This window comes from Rhodococcus sp. 05-2254-2 (assembly GCF_002259095.1).
GTDB lineage: Bacteria > Actinomycetota > Actinomycetes > Mycobacteriales > Mycobacteriaceae > Rhodococcoides.
On the sequence record NZ_NOZJ01000003.1, the window covers coordinates 303,106 to 322,957 of the forward strand.

Genomic DNA, 19,852 nt, shown 5'->3' on the forward strand with positions numbered 1-19,852 from the left:
GAAATTGTGTTCGAATGCGCCACTTCCCGCGTCCGTCGAACACCGAAGTTTCGGCTCGATTTTCTACGCCGCGAAGGGGAGTGACATGACTGTATCGGGAGCTTCTGTCACGCCGGATGCGCTCGACGGGTTGTCGCTGCCGGAGCGCGTGGCGTTGCTGCGTAGCCGGATGGCTGCCGTGCCTTCCCGGGGCGAAACGGCGTCGGTGCGCATCGAGAATTCGGACCCTGTCGAGCCCGTGATTCAGGAACCGTCGACGCAGCGCCCAACCCGTCAGCGGCCCGTTCTGCCGGTGCCCTCCGCGCTGATCGAGGTACTACCGCACGGCGGCCTGGTGCGTGGAACGGTGGCCTCGGTATCCGGTGCCGGCTCGCTCCTGATCGGGTTGGTGGCTGCGGTGACCGGTGCCGGTGGGCATGTCGCCGTCATAGGGCAGCCCCGTTTCGGGATTCTGGCCGCGGTCGAGATGGGCGCACAGTTGAGCAAGCTTGCCCTGATTCCCGATCCCGGTCCCGATCCGGTGGAAGTGGCGGCAATTCTGCTCGACGGTGTCGACCTCGTCGTGCTCGGTCTCGGTGGTCTGTCGGTATCTCCCACTCGGGCCAGGGCCGTGGTGGCCAGAGCACGTAGCAAGGGCTCGACGCTGCTGGTGACCGATGGGCACTGGGACGGGGCAGAGTTACGACTGGACGCATCGGTCCACGGATACGACGGCCTCGGCACGGGCCGGGAGCTTGGTCGCGGCCGACTGCGCGGCGTCCGTTTGTCGGTGTGCGCTCGCGGCAAGGCGATGCGGCCCCGCACCGTTCGACTCGACCTGCGTTCGGAGAACGGCCGCATCGAGTGGCATGCCGAGGGGCGCGAACAGAATCCGTTGTCGATCGCGGTCTCGACATGAGCATCGACCGCTCCAGCCGTGTTCATGCCAACCGTGTTCTGGCACTGTGGTGCCCCGATTGGCCTGCCGTTGCAGCAGCTGCCCAGGCCGATCTCCCTGCGACGCATCCTGTGGTCGTCACCTCGGCCAATCGGGTCGTCGCGTGCTCGGCGACGGCACGCGCATCGGGCATCAAGCGTGGCCTGCGCCGTCGGGAAGCGCAGGCACGGTGCCCGGAAGTGCATGTCGCTCTGGCCGATACCGATCGTGATGCGCGACTGTTCGAGCCCGTGGTCTCGGCGATCGCCGCCATCGCACCGGGAGTGGAAGTGCTGCGACCGGGCCTGCTTGTTCTTTCTGCCCGCGGCGTCGGACGGTATTTCGGTACCGAGCATCGGGCCGCGGAACGGCTGATCGACGAAGCGTCGGCTGCCGGTGTTGAATGTCAGATCGGTATCGCCGACGAGCTGTCCACCGCGGTCGTCGCCGCGCGGTATGCGCAGGTGGTGCCGCGCGGCGGGGGTGCAGGCTTTCTCGCGCCGTTGCCAGTGGCGGAACTCTCGGCGGAACCGAGCATGTCTGCTGCCGATCGCGGTGAGCTGGTGGATCTGTTGCGGCGCTTGGGTCTACGAACCATCGGCGACTTCGCTGCACTGTCTCCGGGGGATGTGGCGTCCCGGTTCGGTACCGACGCGGTGTTGGCGCATCGCAGTGCACGAGGCGAGCCCGAGCGTCCGCCGTCGGCCAGGGCTCTTCCACCCGACCTGGATGTGGAGTACCTGTGCGACCCGCCGATCGATCGGGTCGACGCCGCTGCCTTCGCCGGGCGCGGGTTGGCCGAGCAGCTGCACACCAAGCTTGCCGCCGCTGCCGTTGCGTGCACTCGGCTGCTGGTGCATGCCAGTACCGGTAACGGTGAGAACCTGTCGCGGATCTGGCGCTGCGCGGAGCCGTTGACGCCGGAAGGAACAGCCGATCGTGTGCGGTGGCAACTGGACGGCTGGATCACCGGGCGCAGCGAGAACAAGCCGACGTCCGCGATCACCGTGCTGCGGCTCGAACCGATCGAAGTGGTGGCCGCGGGTGAGCTGCAACTGGGGTTGTGGGGCAGTGTCGGCGACGAGGACGAGAGGGCGCGTCGGGCATTGGTGCGCGTGCAGGGTCTGCTCGGTGGCGAATCGGTGCTCGGTGGTGTGCTCAGTGGTGGTCGTGGGCCGGCCGAGCGGATCACGTTGCGTCCGCTCGGCGACGAATTGGTGCCGATATCCGATCCTTCGGCTCCTTGGCCGGGATGGCTACCCGAGCCTGCTCCGGCGGCAGTGATCGAGACACGTCCGACAGTGACGTTGATGAATCGAGCGGGAACCGGAATCGGCGTCACCGATCGTGGGGTGTTCGATGCGCCCCCGTCGCGGTTGCGCTGGGGCACCAAGGAATGGGAGTTGACGGGTCTGGCGGGACCGTGGCCGGTGGACGAGCGGTGGTGGGACAGTGGCCACGCGGCGACGGGTCCGACGGCGCGAGCCCAGGTGGTGCTCGACGACGAAAGGGCCTTGCTGCTGGTCTTCGACGAGGGTCGGTGGCGGGTGGAAGGAATCTACGAATAGCGGCACCGCTACCGTCGAAGGAATGCAGATGATGTCCGAGACGGTCGACCTCGATGGCGTCGATATCGCGTATCGCTCGTTCACCCCGCTGGGGCACGCGAACTCGAATGCGGCACCGGTGATGCTGGTGCACGGCATGGGCGGTGACAGCACAACCTGGGATCGGTTCACCCGGGCGCTCACCGCGCAGGGCAGCCGGGTGATCACCGTCGATCTGCGCGGACACGGCAAGAGCGCGCACACGTCCACGTACGAGTTCGATTCCTTCGGGGCAGACCTGCTGGCGCTGATCGACCACCTCGGGCTGAACGAAGTCGATCTCGTCGGACATTCCCTCGGCGGATACGCGGTCTCGCTCGTTGCGCAACGTCGCCCGCAGCTCGTTCGTCGTCTGGTACTCGAAGAGCTGCCGATACCGATCAGGCCGGGGGACGCTCCGCCGACCCTGACCGGCAAGATGCCGTCGATCACCGAGCTCTGGCACGCAGCGACCAGCGTCGTTCTGCATCCCCGCGCGGTACTCGCCTTCGATCGCTCGATGACCGCCACTGCTCTCGAACAGTTCCGTCGTCCGAATCCGAAGTGGTGGGCGTCGTTGGCAGACATCGCTGCTCCGACGTTGGTGCTTCGCGGCGGTCCCGGCGGCATGGTCGATCCGGAACGACTGGACGCGATGGTCTCCGAGATCTCGACCTGCCGCGTCGAGGCGTTTCGCACCGGACACAGCATTCATCGCGACGGCTACTCGGCGTTCGAGGCCGCAGTTCTCCCGTTCCTGACGCATTAGGGTCTCGGACATGACTATCGGTGCGCTCGATCGCAGAATGCTGGGCTGGTCGGCACTGTTCGTCGTATCCCAGGCCAACATTGCCCGACTGCTCGGCCCGGCAGCTTCGAAAGTGCTTGCCGTGCAGACGACGTGGTCCGCCGAGCGTTATCGGCAGATCCTGGCGAGCATGGACGAGACCGAGATCGCCCGGTTCCGCAGCCACTATCTACCCGATTTCGTCCATCCGGCGATCTACGCCGTTGCATTGCGTGCCGGCGCGAGGAGCCTGGCGGACAAGACCCCGCTGAGCCCTGCAGTGACGACTGCATTGGCCGTCGCACCCGTGGCCTCTGCTGCCGGCGACTACATCGAGAACATCGTCGGACTGATTCTGGTCGACAACCGCGAACAGATCACCGACACCGTCGTCCGCGCCACCACCGTGGTCAGCACCGTCAAATGGGTACTGGCCATCGGCACTCTGACATACCTGAGTCAGGGATTCCTGCGTGTCTGGGGAAAGGCACTGCTGCGCTGACCCCGCCGGTCACCAACTGGTGCCGGGAACCAATCTGCCGGCGCGACGGATCACTTTGCCGATGCGTGCGCTCGGAGCTTTCGGATCGTAGGGCCGGACTCGGTAGGGCACCATTCCGTCCTCGAGAGGTACCTGCGCTTCTCCTTTGGCAGCCGCGGACTCGGCGAACGTGCGGTAGTGCTGGTGCATCGTGCGGTCCTTGCCCTTGGGGGCGAAGATGGCTCCGAACTGTCCGAGCGTTCCCAGCGGCGTATCGATGCGTTTGGGCTTGTCGCTCAATGCGCGGATCACCATGGCCGCGGCCTTCTCCGGTGAGAACACCGGGCCGACGTTCTTGTCGCCCGTCGGGGTGATCATCGGAGTGTCCACCAGCGGCATGTGGATCGTGGTGTACGTAATTCCGTCCGAGAGTGTTTCTGCCGCAGCAACATCGGTGAACCCGTCGAGCGCTGCCTTGCTGGCCACATAGGCCGAGAACCGAGGGGGGTGTCCCAGGACGGCAGCGCTGGAGATGTTGACCACGTGCCCGAACTGACGTTCGCGCATGTGTGGCAGCAGCGCCAGCACCAACCGAATTGCCCCGAAGTAGTTGACGGCCATGGTGCGCTCGTAATCGTGCAACCGATCGGTGGAACGGTAAAGCGAGCGGCGGATGGATCGCCCGGCGTTGTTGACCAGCATGTCGACATGACCGTGTTCGCTCAGAACGGTTTTCACGGTGTGCTCGACCGACTCGCTGTCGGTCACGTCGCACGGGTAACCGTATGCGGTGCCACCTGATTCGCGAATTCTTTCGACCACGTCGTCGAGTTGATCCTGCCCGCGTGCGAGAAGAATGACCACTGCGCCCTTGCGTGCGGCCGCCTCGGCGCTGGCCCGGCCGATGCCGGAGGAGCCGCCGGTGATGATGATGTGACGACCGAACAGTGATCCGCGCGGATCGTTTCGGCGATTGCGCTTGGGATCGAAGTTCTCCCGCCAGTAGGTCCACACGCGATCGGCGTACGTGCGCAGTGGAGGCGGTGCAATCGAGCTGCCCTGCAATGCTTTCTGCGTCGCTGCCGACTCGAACACCGTGGGCAGGGTCAAGTGATCGAGCATCACCGGAGGTACGCCGAGATCACGGAGGGCGGCGTCGCGTTGCTTGCGTACGGCTCGGTATTTGGGGGAGACGACCGGAGCGACCAGTGCACCCGGTACGTCGACGATCTTCGCTCGCGATCCGGCTGCCGACGAGAATGCGGAATACACCTCGGCCATGGATTGCGGACTCGTGTTCACCAGATGGAACACGCTGCCGGAAGAAGTGTCTCGATGTACGAGCTCGACGATGGCGTCGGCGACGTAATCGACCGGAACGAGGTTGGTGGAACCCATCTTCGGCACCGTGATCGGTATGGCCGAAGGCAGCTTGGCAAGTTCGGCGAAGAACGGGAAGAAGTAGTACGGGCCGTCCACTTTGTCGATCGCACCGGTCTCCGAGTGGCCGATGATCGCCGCGGGCCGGTAGACCCGCCAGTCCGCAGCGCTCTCTCGCACCAGCTTCTCGGACTCGAATTTGGTGCGGTGATATGCCGTCGGAAAGGCTTGACCGAGGTCGAAGTCGTTCTCCGAGAACGTTCCTCGGTGATCGCCCGCGACGGCGATCGACGAGATGTGGTGCAGGCGAGCCCCCGTCTTCTCGGCGAGACGAATCACCGAGGCCGTTCCGGCGACGTTGGTCGGGGTCTGCTCGTCGCCCGCGGTCAGATCGTAGACGGCTCCGAGGTGGAGGATGTGGTCGATGTCGGAAGGCACGTCTCGGAGTCCGAGCTCCGGCTCGGTGAGGTCGCCGACCAGCGGGTGAATTCGGTCGCCGCCGTCGAGGTGCTGTGCCAGTCGCTCGAGTCGTGCCACCGAACTCGGACGCACCAGCACGTGGATTGCCGCGAGTGCATCGCGTTCGAGCAATCGGGGCAGCACGTTCTTCCCGAGAAACCCGGTACCGCCGGTTACGATGAAGTTCGCCATGCGAGCCGACCCTACTCCGAAGTAAGTTTCGGTGCTAGTGCCCGATACCGGCTTTTTCGTGCACTTTCTTCATCCAGGCGGGTGCCCACCAATTGGCCTCGCCCATGAGTTTGACCAAGGACGGAACCAGCAACATCCGGATGATCGTCGCGTCGATGATCAGGGCCAGAATGACTCCGACGCCGAGGAACTTCATGATCGACAGACCCGAGATGGTGAAGGCACCGGTGACGACGATCAGAATCAACGCCGCCGCAGTGACGATGCGTCCGGTGCGTTGGGCTCCGAAGATCACCGCTTCCTCGGTAGTCGCTCCCGCCGCGCGGGCCTCGACCATGCGCGACATCAGGAACACCTCGTAGTCGGTCGACAAGCCGAAGATGACCGCGAGGATGAGAACGACGAACGTCGACTCGAGCGGTCCTGGGGTGACGCCGAGCAGGGATGCTCCGTGGCCCTCTTGGAACACCCACGTGAGTGCGCCGAAGGTTGCGCCCAGGCTCAGTCCGGCCATCAGTACGGCCTTGACGGGCAGCACGATCGAGCCGAACGCGAGGAACAGCAACACCAGCGTCGAGACGACCATGATGGCGATCATCACCGGTAGCCACTTCGCGATGGCAGCATTGCCGTCGTCGACGTTGGCTCGTCCGCCGCCGACGAGGATCTCGGTGCCGTCGGGCGGGGCGATCGAGCGCAGTGCAGACACTGCCTCGGATTGAGATTCGGCCTCGGTCAGGCTGCCGGTCGGCTCGCTGTAGGACGCCTGAAGTGTCACGAAATCGTCTTTGGAGCCCAGGAATTCGGCGCGAGCGATACCCGGTGTGGATTCCACAGCCGAGGTGAGGGCTGCGATGGGTGCGCCCTGAGGCTTGACGCCGTCCAGGCCGCGAAGAACCACGGTGGCACCCTCGCCGGTGGATTCGAAGTCGGTGCCGAGCGTCTCGAACGCCATGCGCGCAGGATTGTCCTTCGGCAGCGCCGTGTAATCGACCTCGCCGAGCGAGACCTTGAGAATCGGGGTGGCGATGATCAGCAACCCGGCGACGATGACGGCCGCGACGATTCCCGGATGCTTCATCACGCGGGTGACGACGCCGCCCCAGAACTTGTGTGCCCGTGCATCGCTGCGATCGGACGCGGTACGCGACCACGTCCAGGAGTTGATGCGGGGGCCGAGAATCGCGAGCAGCGCCGGAATCACGGTCAGGGACAGAACGGCCGCGCTCGCCACCGCCGCCATGGCCCCGAACCCGAGGGATCGGATCACCGCCTGCGGGAAGACGAGCATGCCCGCGAATGCGCAGATCAGCAGCAGTCCGGAGAAGACGACGGTCTTGCCTGCGGTGGACACCGTGCGGACGGTCGCGTCGAACGGCGTCGACCCGCCGCGTAGTTCCTCGCGGAATCTGCTGACGATGAACAGTCCGTAGTCGATGGCAAGGCCGAGCCCCAGTAGCGACGCGACATTGATGGAGAACGAGCTGACTTCGGTGAACTCGGTGAGCACCCGCAGGATGGCCAGGGAACTGAGCACGCTGAGGATGCCGACGAACACCGGGACCGCTGCGGCGACGACCCCGCCGAAGATGAATATCAGCAGCAGCAACGTGATGGGAACAGCGATGATCTCGGAGCGGACGAGGTCGCGTTCGAGGGTCTCGCTGAGCGATACCCCGACCACCGATGCGCCGGCGAACTGCGATTCGACGCCGGGTACTTCGAGCTGGGGCGGCAGGTCGCCGAAGGTGTTGAACGTGACGCCCGAGTTCGCCCCGAGGGACACCGTCGCCAAGGCCTTGGTTCGGTCTTTCGAGATCAGAAATTCTCTGCTGACCGGGTCTGCGGTCCAGTACGAGTTGACGTTGCCGAGGGTGTATCGACCCGTGAACTCGTCGATCGTCGCTTGCACTCGGGGGCCGATGTCGTCGATCGTCTCGCCCTCGGGTGCGGTGTAGATCGCCACGATGTCGGGAGTCGGTTGGCCGATGCCCTGTACGAGCCGTGCCACCTCGGACGATTCGCTGCCTGCGTCTGCGTAGCCGCCCTCGCTCAGTTTCGAGAAGACGCTCAGTCCCAACACCCCGCCGACCGTGACGACGGCGACGACGACAGCCAGCACCCATCGTTTGTGCGATACGACGAACGAGGCCCAACGGGTCACGACGGTGCTCCGGCTCTGTGGAAGGGGTCAGTGGCGACTCGACTGTAGTTGATCGTGTCGGACCCTCGTGCTCTCATTAGAACAAGTGTTCGATGCAACGGCGATGCGGTGAGGGGAGGGCTCGATGGGATGGAACGACGGACCACCCACGTGGTCGGAGATGGAGCGCGTCCTGTCCGGACGTCCCAAGCCGGCGGCCGAGGGCGACGGCGGCGACAGCCCGGCTTGGTCGCGAAAGAGGGACGTCTACGACCGCACCATCGACAAGCCCGCGCTGTCCACGACGCCGTATGCAGAATTGCATGCGCACTCTGCGTTCAGCTTTCTCGACGGTGCCTCGCAGCCCGAGGAGATGGTCGAGGAGGCGGTACGCCTGGGCCTCGAGTCCATCGCCATCACCGATCACGACGGTTTCTACGGGGTCGTGCGCTTCGCCGAGGCAGCCAGAGCTCTCGGCATCGGAACCGTGTTCGGTGCCGAACTCTCACTGGACACACATCGATCCCGAGCCGGGGAGACCGATCCCGACGGCACTCATCTACTGGTGCTCGCTCGCGGCCAGGAGGGGTATCGCCGGCTCTCGCGTCGGATCGCGGCCGCACACCTGGCCGGCGGGGTCAAAGGCAAGCCGCAGTACGACATCGACGAACTCACCGAATCAGCGGGCGGGCACTGGCAGATTCTCACCGGTTGTCGGAAGGGCCATGTTCGGCAGGCACTCTCGCGCGGTGGTCCGGAGGCGGCCGAGTCCGCGCTGCGCACTCTCGTCGACCGCTTCGGGGCCGATCGCGTCACCGTCGAACTCACCCGGCACGGAATTGCCGACGACGACGAGCGCAACGACGCGCTCGCGGCACTGGCTCGCAAGTACGGTCTTCCGACGATCGCAACCACGGCCGCGCACTACGCCAGTCCGCGCAGCAGGAGATTGGCCATGGCGATGGCCGCTGTGCGCGCTCGGAGCAGTTTGGACGAGGCTGCCGGTTGGTTGGCACCGACCGGCGGCGGACATCTACGGTCCGGATCGGAGATGGCGGAACTGTTCGAGCACTATCCCGGCGCGGTGCGCGGTGCCGTCGAGCTCGGTCGTGAGTGCTCGTTCGATCTGAAGCTGATCGCGCCACGCCTCCCGCCCTTCGAGGTGCCCGACGGGTACACCGAGATCAGCTATCTGCGTCGACTCACGTTCGAGGGGGCCGCCCGTCGGTACGGCTCGCAGTCGGCGAACCCGGCGGCGTACTCGCAGCTCGAGTACGAGCTCGACATCATCGAGAGGCTCGAATTCCCCGGCTATTTCCTGGTGGTCCACGACATCGTCCACTTCTGCAAGACACACGACATCCTCTGTCAGGGAAGAGGTTCGGCGGCCAACTCGGCTGTCTGCTTCGCGATCGGCATCACCAACGTCGACCCGGTGGCGAACAAGCTGCTGTTCGAGCGGTTCCTCGCACCCGAGCGCGACGGGCCGCCGGACATCGACATCGACATCGAATCCGATCGTCGAGAAGAGGCGATCCAACACGTCTACGCCAAGTACGGCCGCACTCATGCCGCTCAGGTGGCCAACGTCATCACCTACCGCGGCAAGTCGTCCGTGCGAGACATGGCCCGTGCGCTGGGCTTCTCACAGGGGCAGCAGGACGCATGGAGCAAGCAGATCACCCGCTGGTCCGGAATCGGTGATCAGGAGGGCGACGGTATTCCCGAATCGGTTCTCGAACTCGCGCGGCAGATCGAGGGCTTCCCGCGGCACCTCGGCATCCACTCCGGTGGCATGGTGATCTGCGATCGGCCGATCGCGGACGTCTGCCCGGTGGAATGGGCGACGATGGAGAATCGCAGTGTGCTGCAGTGGGACAAGGACGACTGTGCCGCAGTGGGTTTGGTGAAGTTCGACATGCTAGGCCTCGGCATGCTCTCGGCGTTGCACTACATGATGGACCTGATCGCCGAGCACAAGGGCATCGATATCGAACTCGCCTCGATCGACCTGTCCGAGCCTGCGGTGTACGAGATGCTCCAGCGAGCCGATTCGGTCGGGGTGTTCCAGGTCGAGTCTCGCGCGCAGATGGCCACTCTGCCGCGGCTCAAGCCGCGCAACTTCTACGATCTGGTGGTCGAGGTCGCGCTGATCCGTCCCGGTCCGATCCAGGGTGGTTCGGTGCACCCGTACATCAAGCGCCGCAACGGACTCGAGCCGGTGATCTTCGAGCATCCGTCGCTGAAGAAGGCACTCGATCGAACACTCGGAGTGCCGCTGTTCCAGGAACAGCTGATGCAGATGGCCATCGACGTCGCCGGCTTCAGTGCCGCCGACGCCGATCAACTGCGCCGTGCGATGGGGTCGAAGCGATCACCGGAGAAGATGGAACTGCTGCGTGGGCGGTTCTACGACGGGATGCGCGATCTTCACGGCATCACCGGCACGGCGGCAGACCGAATCTACGAAAAGCTGTCCGCATTCGCCAATTTCGGTTTCCCCGAAAGCCATTCGCAGAGTTTCGCCTCACTGGTGTTCTACTCCTCGTGGTTCAAGCTGCACCACCCGGCGGCATTCTGTGCCGGCCTGCTGCGCGCTCAACCGATGGGTTTCTACTCACCGCAATCCCTGGTCGCCGACGCCAGGCGGCACGGTGTGCTCGTCCACGGTGCAGACGTGAACGCCAGTCTCGGCCATGCGAATCTCGAGGCGGACGGCCTCGAGATTCGCATGGGGTTGGCCGATGTGAAGTTCATCGGGACCGCAGTGGCCCAGAAGATCGTCGACGCGCGAGACGCACACGGGCCCTACACCTCGTTCCTGGACTTGACGGGACGCGTCGAACTGTCGGTGGCGCAGGCGGAGTCGCTGGCAACGGCAGGCGCACTCGGGTGCTTCGGCATCACTCGCCGAGAGGCACTGTGGGCTGCGGGTGCAGCGGCGGGGGAGCGTCCTGGACTGCTCCCCGGCATCGGAGCGTCGACGAAAGCGCCTGCGCTACCGGGAATGTCGGATCTCGACCTGGCCTCGGCCGATGTCTGGGCAACCGGTGTGTCGCCGAATTCCTATCCCACGCAGTTCTTTCGAGATCGGCTCGATTCGCTCGGCGTGACTCCCGCGAACCGGCTGCTGCAGATTCCGGACGGAGACCGAGTGCTGGTCGGCGGAGCGGTGACGCATCGCCAGCGGCCGGCAACTGCCGGAGGCGTCACGTTCATCAACCTCGAGGACGAGACCGGGATGGTCAACGTGGTGTGCTCGGTCGGGTTGTGGGCCAAGTACCGCAAGCTGGCGATCACGGCTCCGGCGTTGCTGATTCGGGGAAAGGTGCAGAACGCCGAGGGCGCGGTGACCGTGGTGGCCGATCATCTGCAACTGATGGATCTTCGAGTCGCATCCAGATCCAGGGACTTTCGCTGACTCTCGAGCTAAAATTTGCATAGCCTTGCCTAAGTGCTACTTTACTGCTCAACCAAAGTTCCAGTAAAGATCGAGCAATGGAGTACACCGAAGTGAGAACGTTCCGCGCCCCCCGCCTGCTTGTCGCAGCCGCCGCGACCTCGCTGCTCGTGCTCGGTGCGTGCAGCACCGACTCGGCCACAGGTGAGTCGACCGACGCCGCAACCGTCACCATCGAGACGAACAACGGCAGCATGGAGGTTCCCGCGAATCCGGTGCGCGTGGCGGCACTGGACAACACCTCGTTCGAGACGCTTCGGGCGTTCGGTATCGAGCCGGTCGCTCTGCCCAAACCCATCATGCCGTCGACGGGCTTCGAGGAGTGGATCGACAACGATGCCATTCTCGACGTCGGAACACATCGCGAACCGAACCTCGAAGTGGTCAGCGAAGCAGAACCCGATCTCATCATCGGCGGCTACCGATTTCAGGAGTACACCGACGAGCTCGGCCAGATCGCGCCGACCATCGACATCTCGCCCGACGACGAGAACTTCGTCGACACTCTGAAGACCCAGACCGAGACACTCGGCGTCATCTTCGACAAGGAGGACCGGGCGGCCGAGATCATCGCGGCCCTCGACGCCGCGGAGGCTTCCGCCGCAGCGCAGACCACCGGGCAGACGGTGTTTCTTGCCAACGTCAACGGCGGCAAGATCGACAACGGTGCCGCGCGCATCGGTCGTCTCCTCGAACCCCTCACACTGACCGACGTATTCGCAGGGCAGGCGGGCGATGTCCATGGTGACTCGGGTCTGGCACCGGAGACCATCGCTCAGGCCAACCCCGATTGGGTGATCGTTCTGGACCGCGACGCCGCAGCGGGTGAGCCCGGTTCGTCCCCCGCCAAGGCCGTCTTCGATGCACAGGAAGCCTTCGCCGACACCACCTTCACCACCGAGGACCAGATCATCTACCTCGATCCGTTCTTCTACACCCGCGAGGGAATCCAGGCGTACACCGAAGCATTCCAATCGATTTCGGACGCGTTCGAGAACGCCGCGTAGGCCCCGGCGAACACCGTTCGACGCATTGCCGACATGACGAACAAGAGACTCCTGCTTGCCGCGATCGTGGTGGTCGTGACGCTGTTGACCGTCGCGTCGCTACTCGTCGGTGGATACGACATCACCGTCGCCTCGATGGTCGACGATCCCGCGGCCAGAAACATGTTCCTGATCTCGCGGGTTCCGCGCACGCTGGCGTTGATCTTCGCAGCCATGGCCATGAGCATCTCCGGGGTGATCATGCAGATGATCACCCAGAACAAGTTCGTCGAGCCCACCACCGCCGGTACGGCGCAGTGGGCCGGCCTCGGCGTTCTGGCCACATTGATCGTGTTGCCCGACGCCCCGCCGATGACCAAGATGCTCATCGCCACGGTGTTCGCTCTGGTCGGCACGCTGCTGTTCGTCGGCGTGCTCCGGCGGCTGTCGGTCCGAACGACGTTGGTGGTCCCGCTCGTCGGCATCATGCTCGGGGCCGTCGTCGGGGCCGTCACCACGTTCCTCGCCGGGACTTTCGATCTGCTGCAGGCGATGTCGGCCTGGCGGTCCGGCGGGTTCAGTGGCATCGTGCGCGGGTTCTACGAACCGATGTGGGCGGTGATCGTCATTGCGGTGCTGGCGTACCTGCTGGCGCATCGCTTCACAGTTGCCGGGCTCGGTAAGGAGCTCGCGACCAACGTCGGTATGAGGTACGAGCAGATCGTTCTGGTCGGAGTCGCCATGGTTGCCGTGGCGACCGGCGTCACCACGGTCGTCGTCGGGTTCATTCCGTTTCTCGGACTCATCGTGCCCAACCTGGTGTCGATGATGCTCGGCGACGACGTTCGCAAGAACCTCCCCTGGGTGGCGCTCGTCGGCGCCGGTCTGCTGCTCGCATGCGATCTCGTCGGTCGAACAGTTGTGGCACCCATGGAAATTCCCGCATCGGTCGTTCTCGGAGTTCTGGGGGCAGTCGTGTTCGTCGTTCTGATCGTGAGGCAGCGCCGGTATGTCAGTGCTTAGTTCCCGTGTGGCCCCGCGCTCCGCCGGGCCGGCTCTGGGCGCGCCCAAGGCCTCGCGCTTCACTCCGGGGATGCGGTTGGCGGTGCTCTCGGTGATCGTGGCGATCGCCATCGTGTGCTTTCTGTTCCTGTTCGTGCGCGGATCGTTCGCATTCGCGTTCCCTCGGCGGCTGAACATGGTGGGAGCCATGGCCGTTGCGGCGTTCACGCACGGCCTCGGCACGGTGGTCTTTCATACCGTCACCGACAACCGCATTCTGACACCGTCCATCATCGGGTTCGATTCGCTCTACACGCTGATGCAGACACTGATGGTGTTCGTCTTCGGCGGCACCGTCATCGCGAACACCGAAGGGATCCCGAAGCTGTTGGCACAGACGGCATTGATGGTGGCACTGGCCACCGTGCTGTACGGCTGGCTGTTCTCCGGAAAGCTCGGCAGCCTGTTCCTGATGCTGCTGGTCGGCGTCGTGCTCGGGTTGGCGTTCGACAGTATCTCGACGTTTCTGCAACGCCTGCTCTCACCCACCGAATACGACATGCTCTCGGTCGAGCTGTTCGGCCGACTGAGCGCAGTGAAGGGGGACTACCTGCCGTTGGCGTTCGGGGTGTGCCTGTTCGCCGGAATCGTGCTGTGGAAGCGACGACACCACCTGGACGCACTGCTTCTCGGGCGGGAGGCAGCCATGGGGATCGGGGTGTCGTACAAGCGCGAACTGACGTCGATGCTGATGCTGATCGCTCTACTGGTGGCGTTCTCGACGGCGCTCGTGGGACCGATGACGTTCTTCGGTTTCATCGTGGCGACGCTGGCCTACCAGGTCACCGGCAGCTACAAGCACATCTACGTCCTCCCGATGGCGTTCCTGCTGGGCTTCCTGACGTTGTTGCTCGGGCAGTTCGTCATGCAGCACATCTTCTACGCCGGCGGATTCCTCACTGTCATAATCGAATTCGCCGGTGGCATCCTGTTCTTGATCATGATTCTTCGTAGGGGCACGCTGTGATCGACTTTCGTGATGTGACCAAGTCCTATCAGGACGTGGTCGTCCTCGGTCCTGTCACCGGTGCCATTGCCGAAGGCGGGATCACCTCGCTCGTCGGGCCGAACGGTGCAGGAAAATCCACCTTGCTGACGATCATCGGGCGATTGCTCGATCCGACCTCGGGCACGATCACCGTGGGCGGGATGGATGTTCGCGTCACGAAGTCTCGGGAACTCGCCAAGCACCTGTCGATCCTGCGTCAAGAGAACCACATCACCGCGCGGTTGACGGTCCGTGAGCTGGTCGGGTTCGGCCGGTTCCCGCACTCGAAGGGCAAGCTCGGTCCCGAGGACGAGGCGCACATCGACGACGCATTGGAATTCTTGAACCTGAAGGCCCTCGAAGGGCGATTTCTGGATCAACTCTCCGGTGGGCAGCGGCAACGAGCGTTCGTGGCGATGGTGCTGGCTCAGGACACCGAATATCTTCTGCTCGACGAGCCCTTGAACAATCTCGATCTCAAGCATTCGGTGTTGATGATGAGGCAATTGCGTCGTGCTGCAGACGAACTGGGCAAGACGATCGTGCTCGTAGTGCACGACATCAACTTCGCAGCTGCCTACTCCGACAGTATCGTCGCGATGCGCGACGGCGGCATCGTGAACACGGGTACCGCCGAGCAGATGATGCAGGACGACGTGCTGACCGAGGTGTTCGATACCCCGGTTCGCGTCCACGTCGTCGAGGGGCATCGCACTGCCGTCTATGTGCGGTAGTGGATCGGCGACGTGCACAATCGAGTGGTGAAGTTGCTGCTGATTGCCGACACTCATCTCCCGAAGCGCGCCCGCGATCTCCCCGCCGAGGTGTGGTCGGCTGTGGACGACGCCGATGTGGTGATCCATGCAGGCGACTGGGTGAACCTGGCTGCGTTCGAGCAACTCTCACAGCGGTCGCGTCGCCTGGTTGCGTGCTGGGGCAACAACGACGGCGAAGAGTTGCGGGCTCTGATGCCCGAACGCGCCGACGTCGTTCTCGGCGGAGTCCGATTCAGCGTGGTGCACGAGACCGGTGCCGCGACGGGACGTGAACGACGAATGGCAGCGGCGTACCCGGAGACGGACGTGCTCGTGTTCGGCCACAGTCACATACCGTGGGACACTTTCGCAGACAACGGACTACGGCTGCTCAACCCGGGATCGCCGACGGATCGGCGTCGGCAACCGTTCTGTACGTACATGACGGCCACAGCCGAAGGTGGTGCGCTGACGGATGTGGAGCTGCACCGTATCGCCCCTCGATAGAGGAGTCGACGTACTCACATTCCGCCGGCCACCCTGATGACGGTTCCGGTCGCGTATCGCGCATCCTCGGACAACAACCACGACACCGCACCGCCGATCTCGTCCGGCACACCGGGGCGACCGAGGGGAATGCTCGACGCCATCTTCCGTGGCCGCTCACGATCTCGGTGGAAGTCGGTCTCGATGATCCCGGGTGCCACGGCATTGACGCGGATGTTCTGCGCAGCAACTTCTTTCGACAGTCCGACCGTCAGTGTATCAACGGCGGCCTTGGCTGCCGCGTAGTGGACGTACATGCCCGGACTGCCCAGGGTCGCGGCGGCGGAGGAGATGTTGACGATAGAGCCACCTGATTCGGCCATCGCCGCAATCGCGTACTTGCAGCAGGTGATCACCCCGACCAGGTTCACATCGAGATCCGCTCTGATGGTCTCGATGTCGTTGTCCACCAACACCCCCACGGCGCGCGCCGAACCGGCGTTGTTCACCAGACCGGTGACGGTGCCGATCTCAGCGGCTGCGGTGAACAGATCGATCACCGCCTGCTCGTCGGTTGTATCGGCTTGCACGGCAATCACCGTTCGGCCGTCGGTCGACAATTCGGCGGCCAACGCTTCCGCGGCAGTGGCGTCGGAGCGATAGCCGATCACCACATCGTGCCCGTCGGCTACCAACCGCCTGGACACCGCCGCGCCGATTCCGCGACTACCGCCGGTGACGACGGTCAAGGGAGCATTCATCTCTCGACAATAACCATCGTGCAGCAGGCACAATGCACTGGAGACGCGATGCGCACGCACGGGAAAGAAGGAACCGACGTGATCGATCGACCGGAATTGGCGGCGTTTCTCCGGCAGCGACGGCAGTCGTTGCAGCCGGAGGACGTCGGTCTGCCACGGGGGCAGCGCAGACGCACGCAAGGCCTCCGTCGCGAGGAGGTCGCAGAACTGTGCCACATGTCGACCGACTACTACGCACGACTCGAACGGGCCAGCGGACCTGCCCCGTCTACTCAGATGATCGCCTCCATCGCGCAGGGATTGCATCTGTCGCTCGGCGAGCGTGATCACGTGTTCCGGCTCGCCGGGCACAATCCTCCCGTGCGCGGGTCGTCGAGCGACCACATCAGCCCAGGACTACTGCGCATTCTGGATCGACTGAACGACACGCCCGCCGAGATCGTGTCCGAACTCGGAGAGACGCTCCGTCAGACGCCGCTGGGTGCGGCACTGACCGGCGATGCCTCGCAGCGCACCGGCCCCGAGCGAAGTCTGGGGTATCGCTGGTTCACCGACCCCGGGGCCCGGCAGTCGTATCCGCCCGAAGAGCGTGCCGCGCTGTCTCGGGTGTACGCGTCGGGTCTGCGCGAAATCGTCACTCTTCGCGGACCCGAATCGACAGCTGCGCAGCTGTCCACAGAGCTACTCGAGGTCAGCGAGGAATTTCGAACCCTGTGGGCGAAACGCGAAGTGGGGGTTCGCCCGCCCGATTCCAAACGATTTCTGCACCCGACGGTCGGTCTGCTGGAGCTGAACTGTCAGACCCTTCTGGAACCCGAGCAAGCGCATCGGCTGCTGGTGTACACGGCAGTCCCCGGCAGCGAAAGCTACGCCAAGTTGGAGCTGCTCGCGGTGGTGGGAACCCAGGTTCTGTCCTGACGTGATCCATGGGCTCGGCCGTATCAGTGGATCGGGAAGTCCTGGATGAGCTCGGGGTAATCGTCGAACATGGGTTCTGCAGATCGAATCCGCAGATCGACACCAGCACAGGAGCTTGTCATGGGCCGCGAAACACACACCTCACTTCCCGATCTGACGGGGAAGGTCGCCGTCGTCACGGGAGCAAGCGACGGGATCGGAACGGTCATCGCCACGCAACTCGCCCGCTCCGGAGCCGAGGTCGTCATGCCGGTCCGCTCGGCCGCCAAGGGTGAGCGTGCTGCGGAGTCGATCCGGACTGCAGTACCCGGCGCACAGATCAGCACCCGCACGTTGGATCTGTCGTCACTGAACTCGGTGGCAGCGTTAACGAGCGAACTCGTCTCGGAAGGCCGGTCGATCGACATTCTCGTCAACAACGCAGGCGTCATGCAGCCGCCCGAGCGTCAGGTCACCCGGGATGGGTTCGAGCTGCAGTTCGGTACCAATCACCTCGGCCATTTCGCGCTCACCCTCGGTCTGTTGCCGCTGCTGCGGAAGGGTAGTGCGCGGGTCACCCATCAGACGAGCATCGCGGCGCGATCGGCGACCGTCAATTGGGGCGACCTCAATTGGGAGCGTTCCTACGACGTCATGAAGGCCTACAGCCAATCCAAGCTCGCGGTGGCCCTGTTCGCACGTGAACTCGAGGCTCGTAGTAGGGCAGGCGGCTGGGGAATCACCAGCAATATCGCTCACCCGGGTATTTCGCCGACCAATCTGCTTGCGGCACAACCGGGATTGGGGCGACCGAAGGATTCTGCCGGCCGACGATTGATCGGCGTTCTTGCCCGCCTCGGCATTGCCGGCACTGTGGACAGCGCAGCTCAGCCGGGATTGGTTGCGGCCGCTGGTAGCGACGCAGGTGGGGATCAGTTCTTCGGCCCCAAGCGAGTCATCGGCGGGCCACCGACCGAGGTCGGCATGTGGAAGCCGATGCGCAGGATGGACGATGCGCGTCGCCTCTGGGACGCCTCGGAACACCTGACCGGCGTGCGACTCTCGTCCTGAAAGTTCTCGGCCGTCACCGAGGGGTCGGCGAGGGCTCCCGGGCATGGTCGACCAAGTCGTGCACCAGCCCGTTGATGACGTCCATCTGAGTGATGACTTCGACGCGCAATCGGTCCTGCTCGTCCTCCGGCATGTCCGGGGTGTCCGGCCGGTCGAGTGACATCAGTAGATCGATGTTGGTGCGTAACGCCGTCAGCGGCTCCATCAGTTCCGCACCGGCATCGATGATCAGCTGACCCTGCCGCGCTCGTGAACGAGACAGGGAAGCCAACATCTCGTTGAAGCTGTTGGCAAGTGATGCCAGTTCGTCGTCCCCGTTGACGTCGATGGGCTCGAAAGCTCCCGTGCGGGCAACACGTTCGGTACCGGCCCGCAGTCGCCTGACCGGGCGGAGTCCGGTGCGTGCCACGGCCGCACCCGCGACACCTGCCAGTGCGACGAGAAACGCACCGACGAGGACCAGGGCGAGCGTGAGTTTGCCGAGCAGCGGTGACGCCGCGCTGAGCGATTCGGCCACCAGGATCGTTTCGCCTGTGTCGGTGCGCTTGGCCGAAATGTAGTAGCCCCGCGCCTCGCGCAGGGACTGATCGGTGTCGCCGTCGATGACCGATCTTTCCGCGGCGTCCAGAACGCCGTCGGAATTGGTGAACGGCTCGGAGCCGTTCGTCGACGTCACCAATGCGCCGTCAGTCGTCGCGAAGGCGACCTTCACCGCGGTGCCCTCGGTGTCTCCGATGGCGAAGCCGAGCAGATTGGCCGGAACCCCTGTTGCCGCGCTGGCAATAATGGCGTCGCTGTTGCGTTCCACGCGGTCGATGATCTGTGAGCGAAGGGCCTGCTCTGCGACGAGATAGATCGCAAGAGCGCTGACTGCGACTGCCAGGGCTGCCACGCTCATCGTCAACACTCGGATGCGGCCGTGCAACGTCAGTGCTCTGGGGCGAGCGGTTGCACGTGGATTGCTCATTTCTCGAGTATGCCGGTCGATCAGCGAGGGCCACTCTGCAGGCCGCGTGGGCCGACGTCGACGTTCGACGACGGTCGGGGCCGAGCGGGTTCGTGCAGCGGGGTTCGGCTCCCCGACCCTGGTGCATGCGCGGCATGAGTCCGCCGTACTTCCGTGAAACTCCGATCTTCAGAAGGGCGGGGTGTCGGTGTCTTCGGCTGTTGGTTCTGTTCCTGGGTCCTGGTTGTCGGGAGGGTTGGGGTAGGCGATGTGGCCGGATCGTTTCGGTGTGGTGGGGATGTGTGGTCTGAGGTCGTTGCCGAGGATGGGGACTGCTGTGCCGTTGGTGGGCAGGGTGATTCGTGTGGTCTTGGATGTCGATGTCCACAGGATCGCCCCGCCGGGGAGCATGGTGGCGGTCCAGTAGCCGGCGGTTTTGACGGTGTGGTGATAGTCGCAGAGGCATTGGAGGTTGTTGACGGTGGTCCAGCCGCCG

Annotated in this window: 16 protein-coding genes and 1 pseudogene; 12 read left to right on the forward strand and 5 right to left on the reverse strand. The window is 64.3% G+C overall.

Features of this window, described 5'->3' with window-relative positions; all coding sequences use genetic code 11:
• The first annotated feature begins 85 nt into the window (after nt 1–85).
• Genes CH283_RS05970 through CH283_RS05985 form a run of 4 tightly spaced genes read left to right on the forward strand, consistent with a single transcriptional unit; the run spans nt 86 to nt 3,791 of the window.
• Entirely contained in the window at nt 86–898 is an 813-nt protein-coding gene (locus CH283_RS05970; RefSeq protein WP_176460342.1) for a hypothetical protein, read from the forward strand.
• Nucleotides 895–2,484 (forward strand): DNA polymerase Y family protein, encoded by a 1,590-nt coding sequence (locus CH283_RS05975; RefSeq protein WP_094639160.1) that lies wholly within the window; start codon nt 895–897, stop codon nt 2,482–2,484. Before CH283_RS05970 ends, CH283_RS05975 begins: the two co-directional genes overlap by 4 nt.
• A 22-nt stretch (nt 2,485–2,506) precedes the next feature.
• Nucleotides 2,507–3,271, forward strand: coding sequence for an alpha/beta fold hydrolase (locus CH283_RS05980; RefSeq protein ID WP_373455095.1), 765 nt, complete (start codon nt 2,507–2,509; stop codon nt 3,269–3,271).
• A 10-nt stretch (nt 3,272–3,281) separates the two neighbouring features.
• Nucleotides 3,282–3,791, forward strand: coding sequence for a hypothetical protein (locus tag CH283_RS05985; RefSeq protein WP_094639161.1), 510 nt, complete (start codon nt 3,282–3,284; stop codon nt 3,789–3,791).
• A gap of 9 nt (nt 3,792–3,800) precedes the next feature.
• Here the strand turns inward: CH283_RS05985 and CH283_RS05990 are convergent, their stop codons facing one another.
• Together CH283_RS05990 and CH283_RS05995 are read right to left on the reverse strand one after the other, a co-directional pair.
• Nucleotides 3,801–5,801, reverse strand: a complete 2,001-nt coding sequence (locus CH283_RS05990; protein WP_094639162.1) for an SDR family oxidoreductase — start codon at nt 5,799–5,801, stop codon at nt 3,801–3,803.
• A gap of 34 nt (nt 5,802–5,835) precedes the next feature.
• A complete protein-coding gene (locus tag CH283_RS05995) occupies nt 5,836–7,965 on the reverse strand; it encodes an MMPL family transporter (RefSeq protein ID WP_094639163.1) in 2,130 nt (709 codons plus the stop codon).
• Nucleotides 7,966–8,089: 124 nt separating this feature from the next.
• Between CH283_RS05995 and CH283_RS06000 the strand changes: the two genes are divergently transcribed.
• From CH283_RS06000 to CH283_RS06025, 6 genes are all read left to right on the forward strand, one after another.
• A complete protein-coding gene (locus CH283_RS06000) occupies nt 8,090–11,365 on the forward strand; it encodes an error-prone DNA polymerase (protein ID WP_094639164.1) in 3,276 nt (1,091 codons plus the stop codon).
• Nucleotides 11,366–11,442: 77 nt separating this feature from the next.
• A complete protein-coding gene (locus CH283_RS06005; protein WP_094639165.1) occupies nt 11,443–12,411 on the forward strand; it encodes a siderophore ABC transporter substrate-binding protein in 969 nt (322 codons plus the stop codon).
• Between the two features lie 33 nt (nt 12,412–12,444).
• Nucleotides 12,445–13,413: an ABC transporter permease gene (locus CH283_RS06010; protein ID WP_068051775.1), complete on the forward strand. Its 969-nt coding sequence runs from the start codon at nt 12,445–12,447 to the stop codon at nt 13,411–13,413.
• Nucleotides 13,414–13,420: 7 nt separating this feature from the next.
• Complete coding sequence (locus tag CH283_RS06015) at nt 13,421–14,419, forward strand: iron chelate uptake ABC transporter family permease subunit (protein WP_255183101.1); 999 nt, start codon at nt 13,421–13,423, stop codon at nt 14,417–14,419.
• Entirely contained in the window at nt 14,416–15,174 is a 759-nt protein-coding gene (locus CH283_RS06020; protein WP_094639166.1) for an iron ABC transporter ATP-binding protein, read from the forward strand. The genes CH283_RS06015 and CH283_RS06020 overlap by 4 nt, the downstream gene beginning before the upstream one ends.
• A gap of 27 nt (nt 15,175–15,201) precedes the next feature.
• Nucleotides 15,202–15,702, forward strand: a complete 501-nt coding sequence (locus CH283_RS06025; protein WP_094639167.1) for a metallophosphoesterase family protein — start codon at nt 15,202–15,204, stop codon at nt 15,700–15,702.
• A 14-nt stretch (nt 15,703–15,716) separates the two neighbouring features.
• Here the strand turns inward: CH283_RS06025 and CH283_RS06030 are convergent, their stop codons facing one another.
• Nucleotides 15,717–16,442 (reverse strand): SDR family NAD(P)-dependent oxidoreductase, encoded by a 726-nt coding sequence (locus CH283_RS06030; protein ID WP_094639200.1) that lies wholly within the window; start codon nt 16,440–16,442, stop codon nt 15,717–15,719.
• A 78-nt stretch (nt 16,443–16,520) separates the two neighbouring features.
• Here CH283_RS06030 and CH283_RS06035 point away from each other — a divergent pair, with 78 nt between their 5' ends.
• Both CH283_RS06035 and CH283_RS06040 read left to right on the forward strand, forming a co-directional pair.
• On the forward strand, nt 16,521–17,360 hold the full coding sequence (locus tag CH283_RS06035) for a helix-turn-helix transcriptional regulator (protein WP_094639201.1): 840 nt from the start codon (nt 16,521–16,523) through the stop codon (nt 17,358–17,360).
• A 120-nt stretch (nt 17,361–17,480) separates the two neighbouring features.
• Nucleotides 17,481–18,410, forward strand: coding sequence for an SDR family oxidoreductase (locus CH283_RS06040; RefSeq protein ID WP_094639168.1), 930 nt, complete (start codon nt 17,481–17,483; stop codon nt 18,408–18,410).
• 13 nt (nt 18,411–18,423) lie between these two features.
• Here the strand turns inward: CH283_RS06040 and CH283_RS06045 are convergent, their stop codons facing one another.
• Together CH283_RS06045 and CH283_RS28200 are read right to left on the reverse strand one after the other, a co-directional pair.
• On the reverse strand, nt 18,424–19,377 hold the full coding sequence (locus CH283_RS06045; RefSeq protein ID WP_094639169.1) for a methyl-accepting chemotaxis protein: 954 nt from the start codon (nt 19,375–19,377) through the stop codon (nt 18,424–18,426).
• A 168-nt stretch (nt 19,378–19,545) separates the two neighbouring features.
• Nucleotides 19,546–19,852, reverse strand: a pseudogene (locus tag CH283_RS28200) (HNH endonuclease signature motif containing protein); the annotation flags it as partial.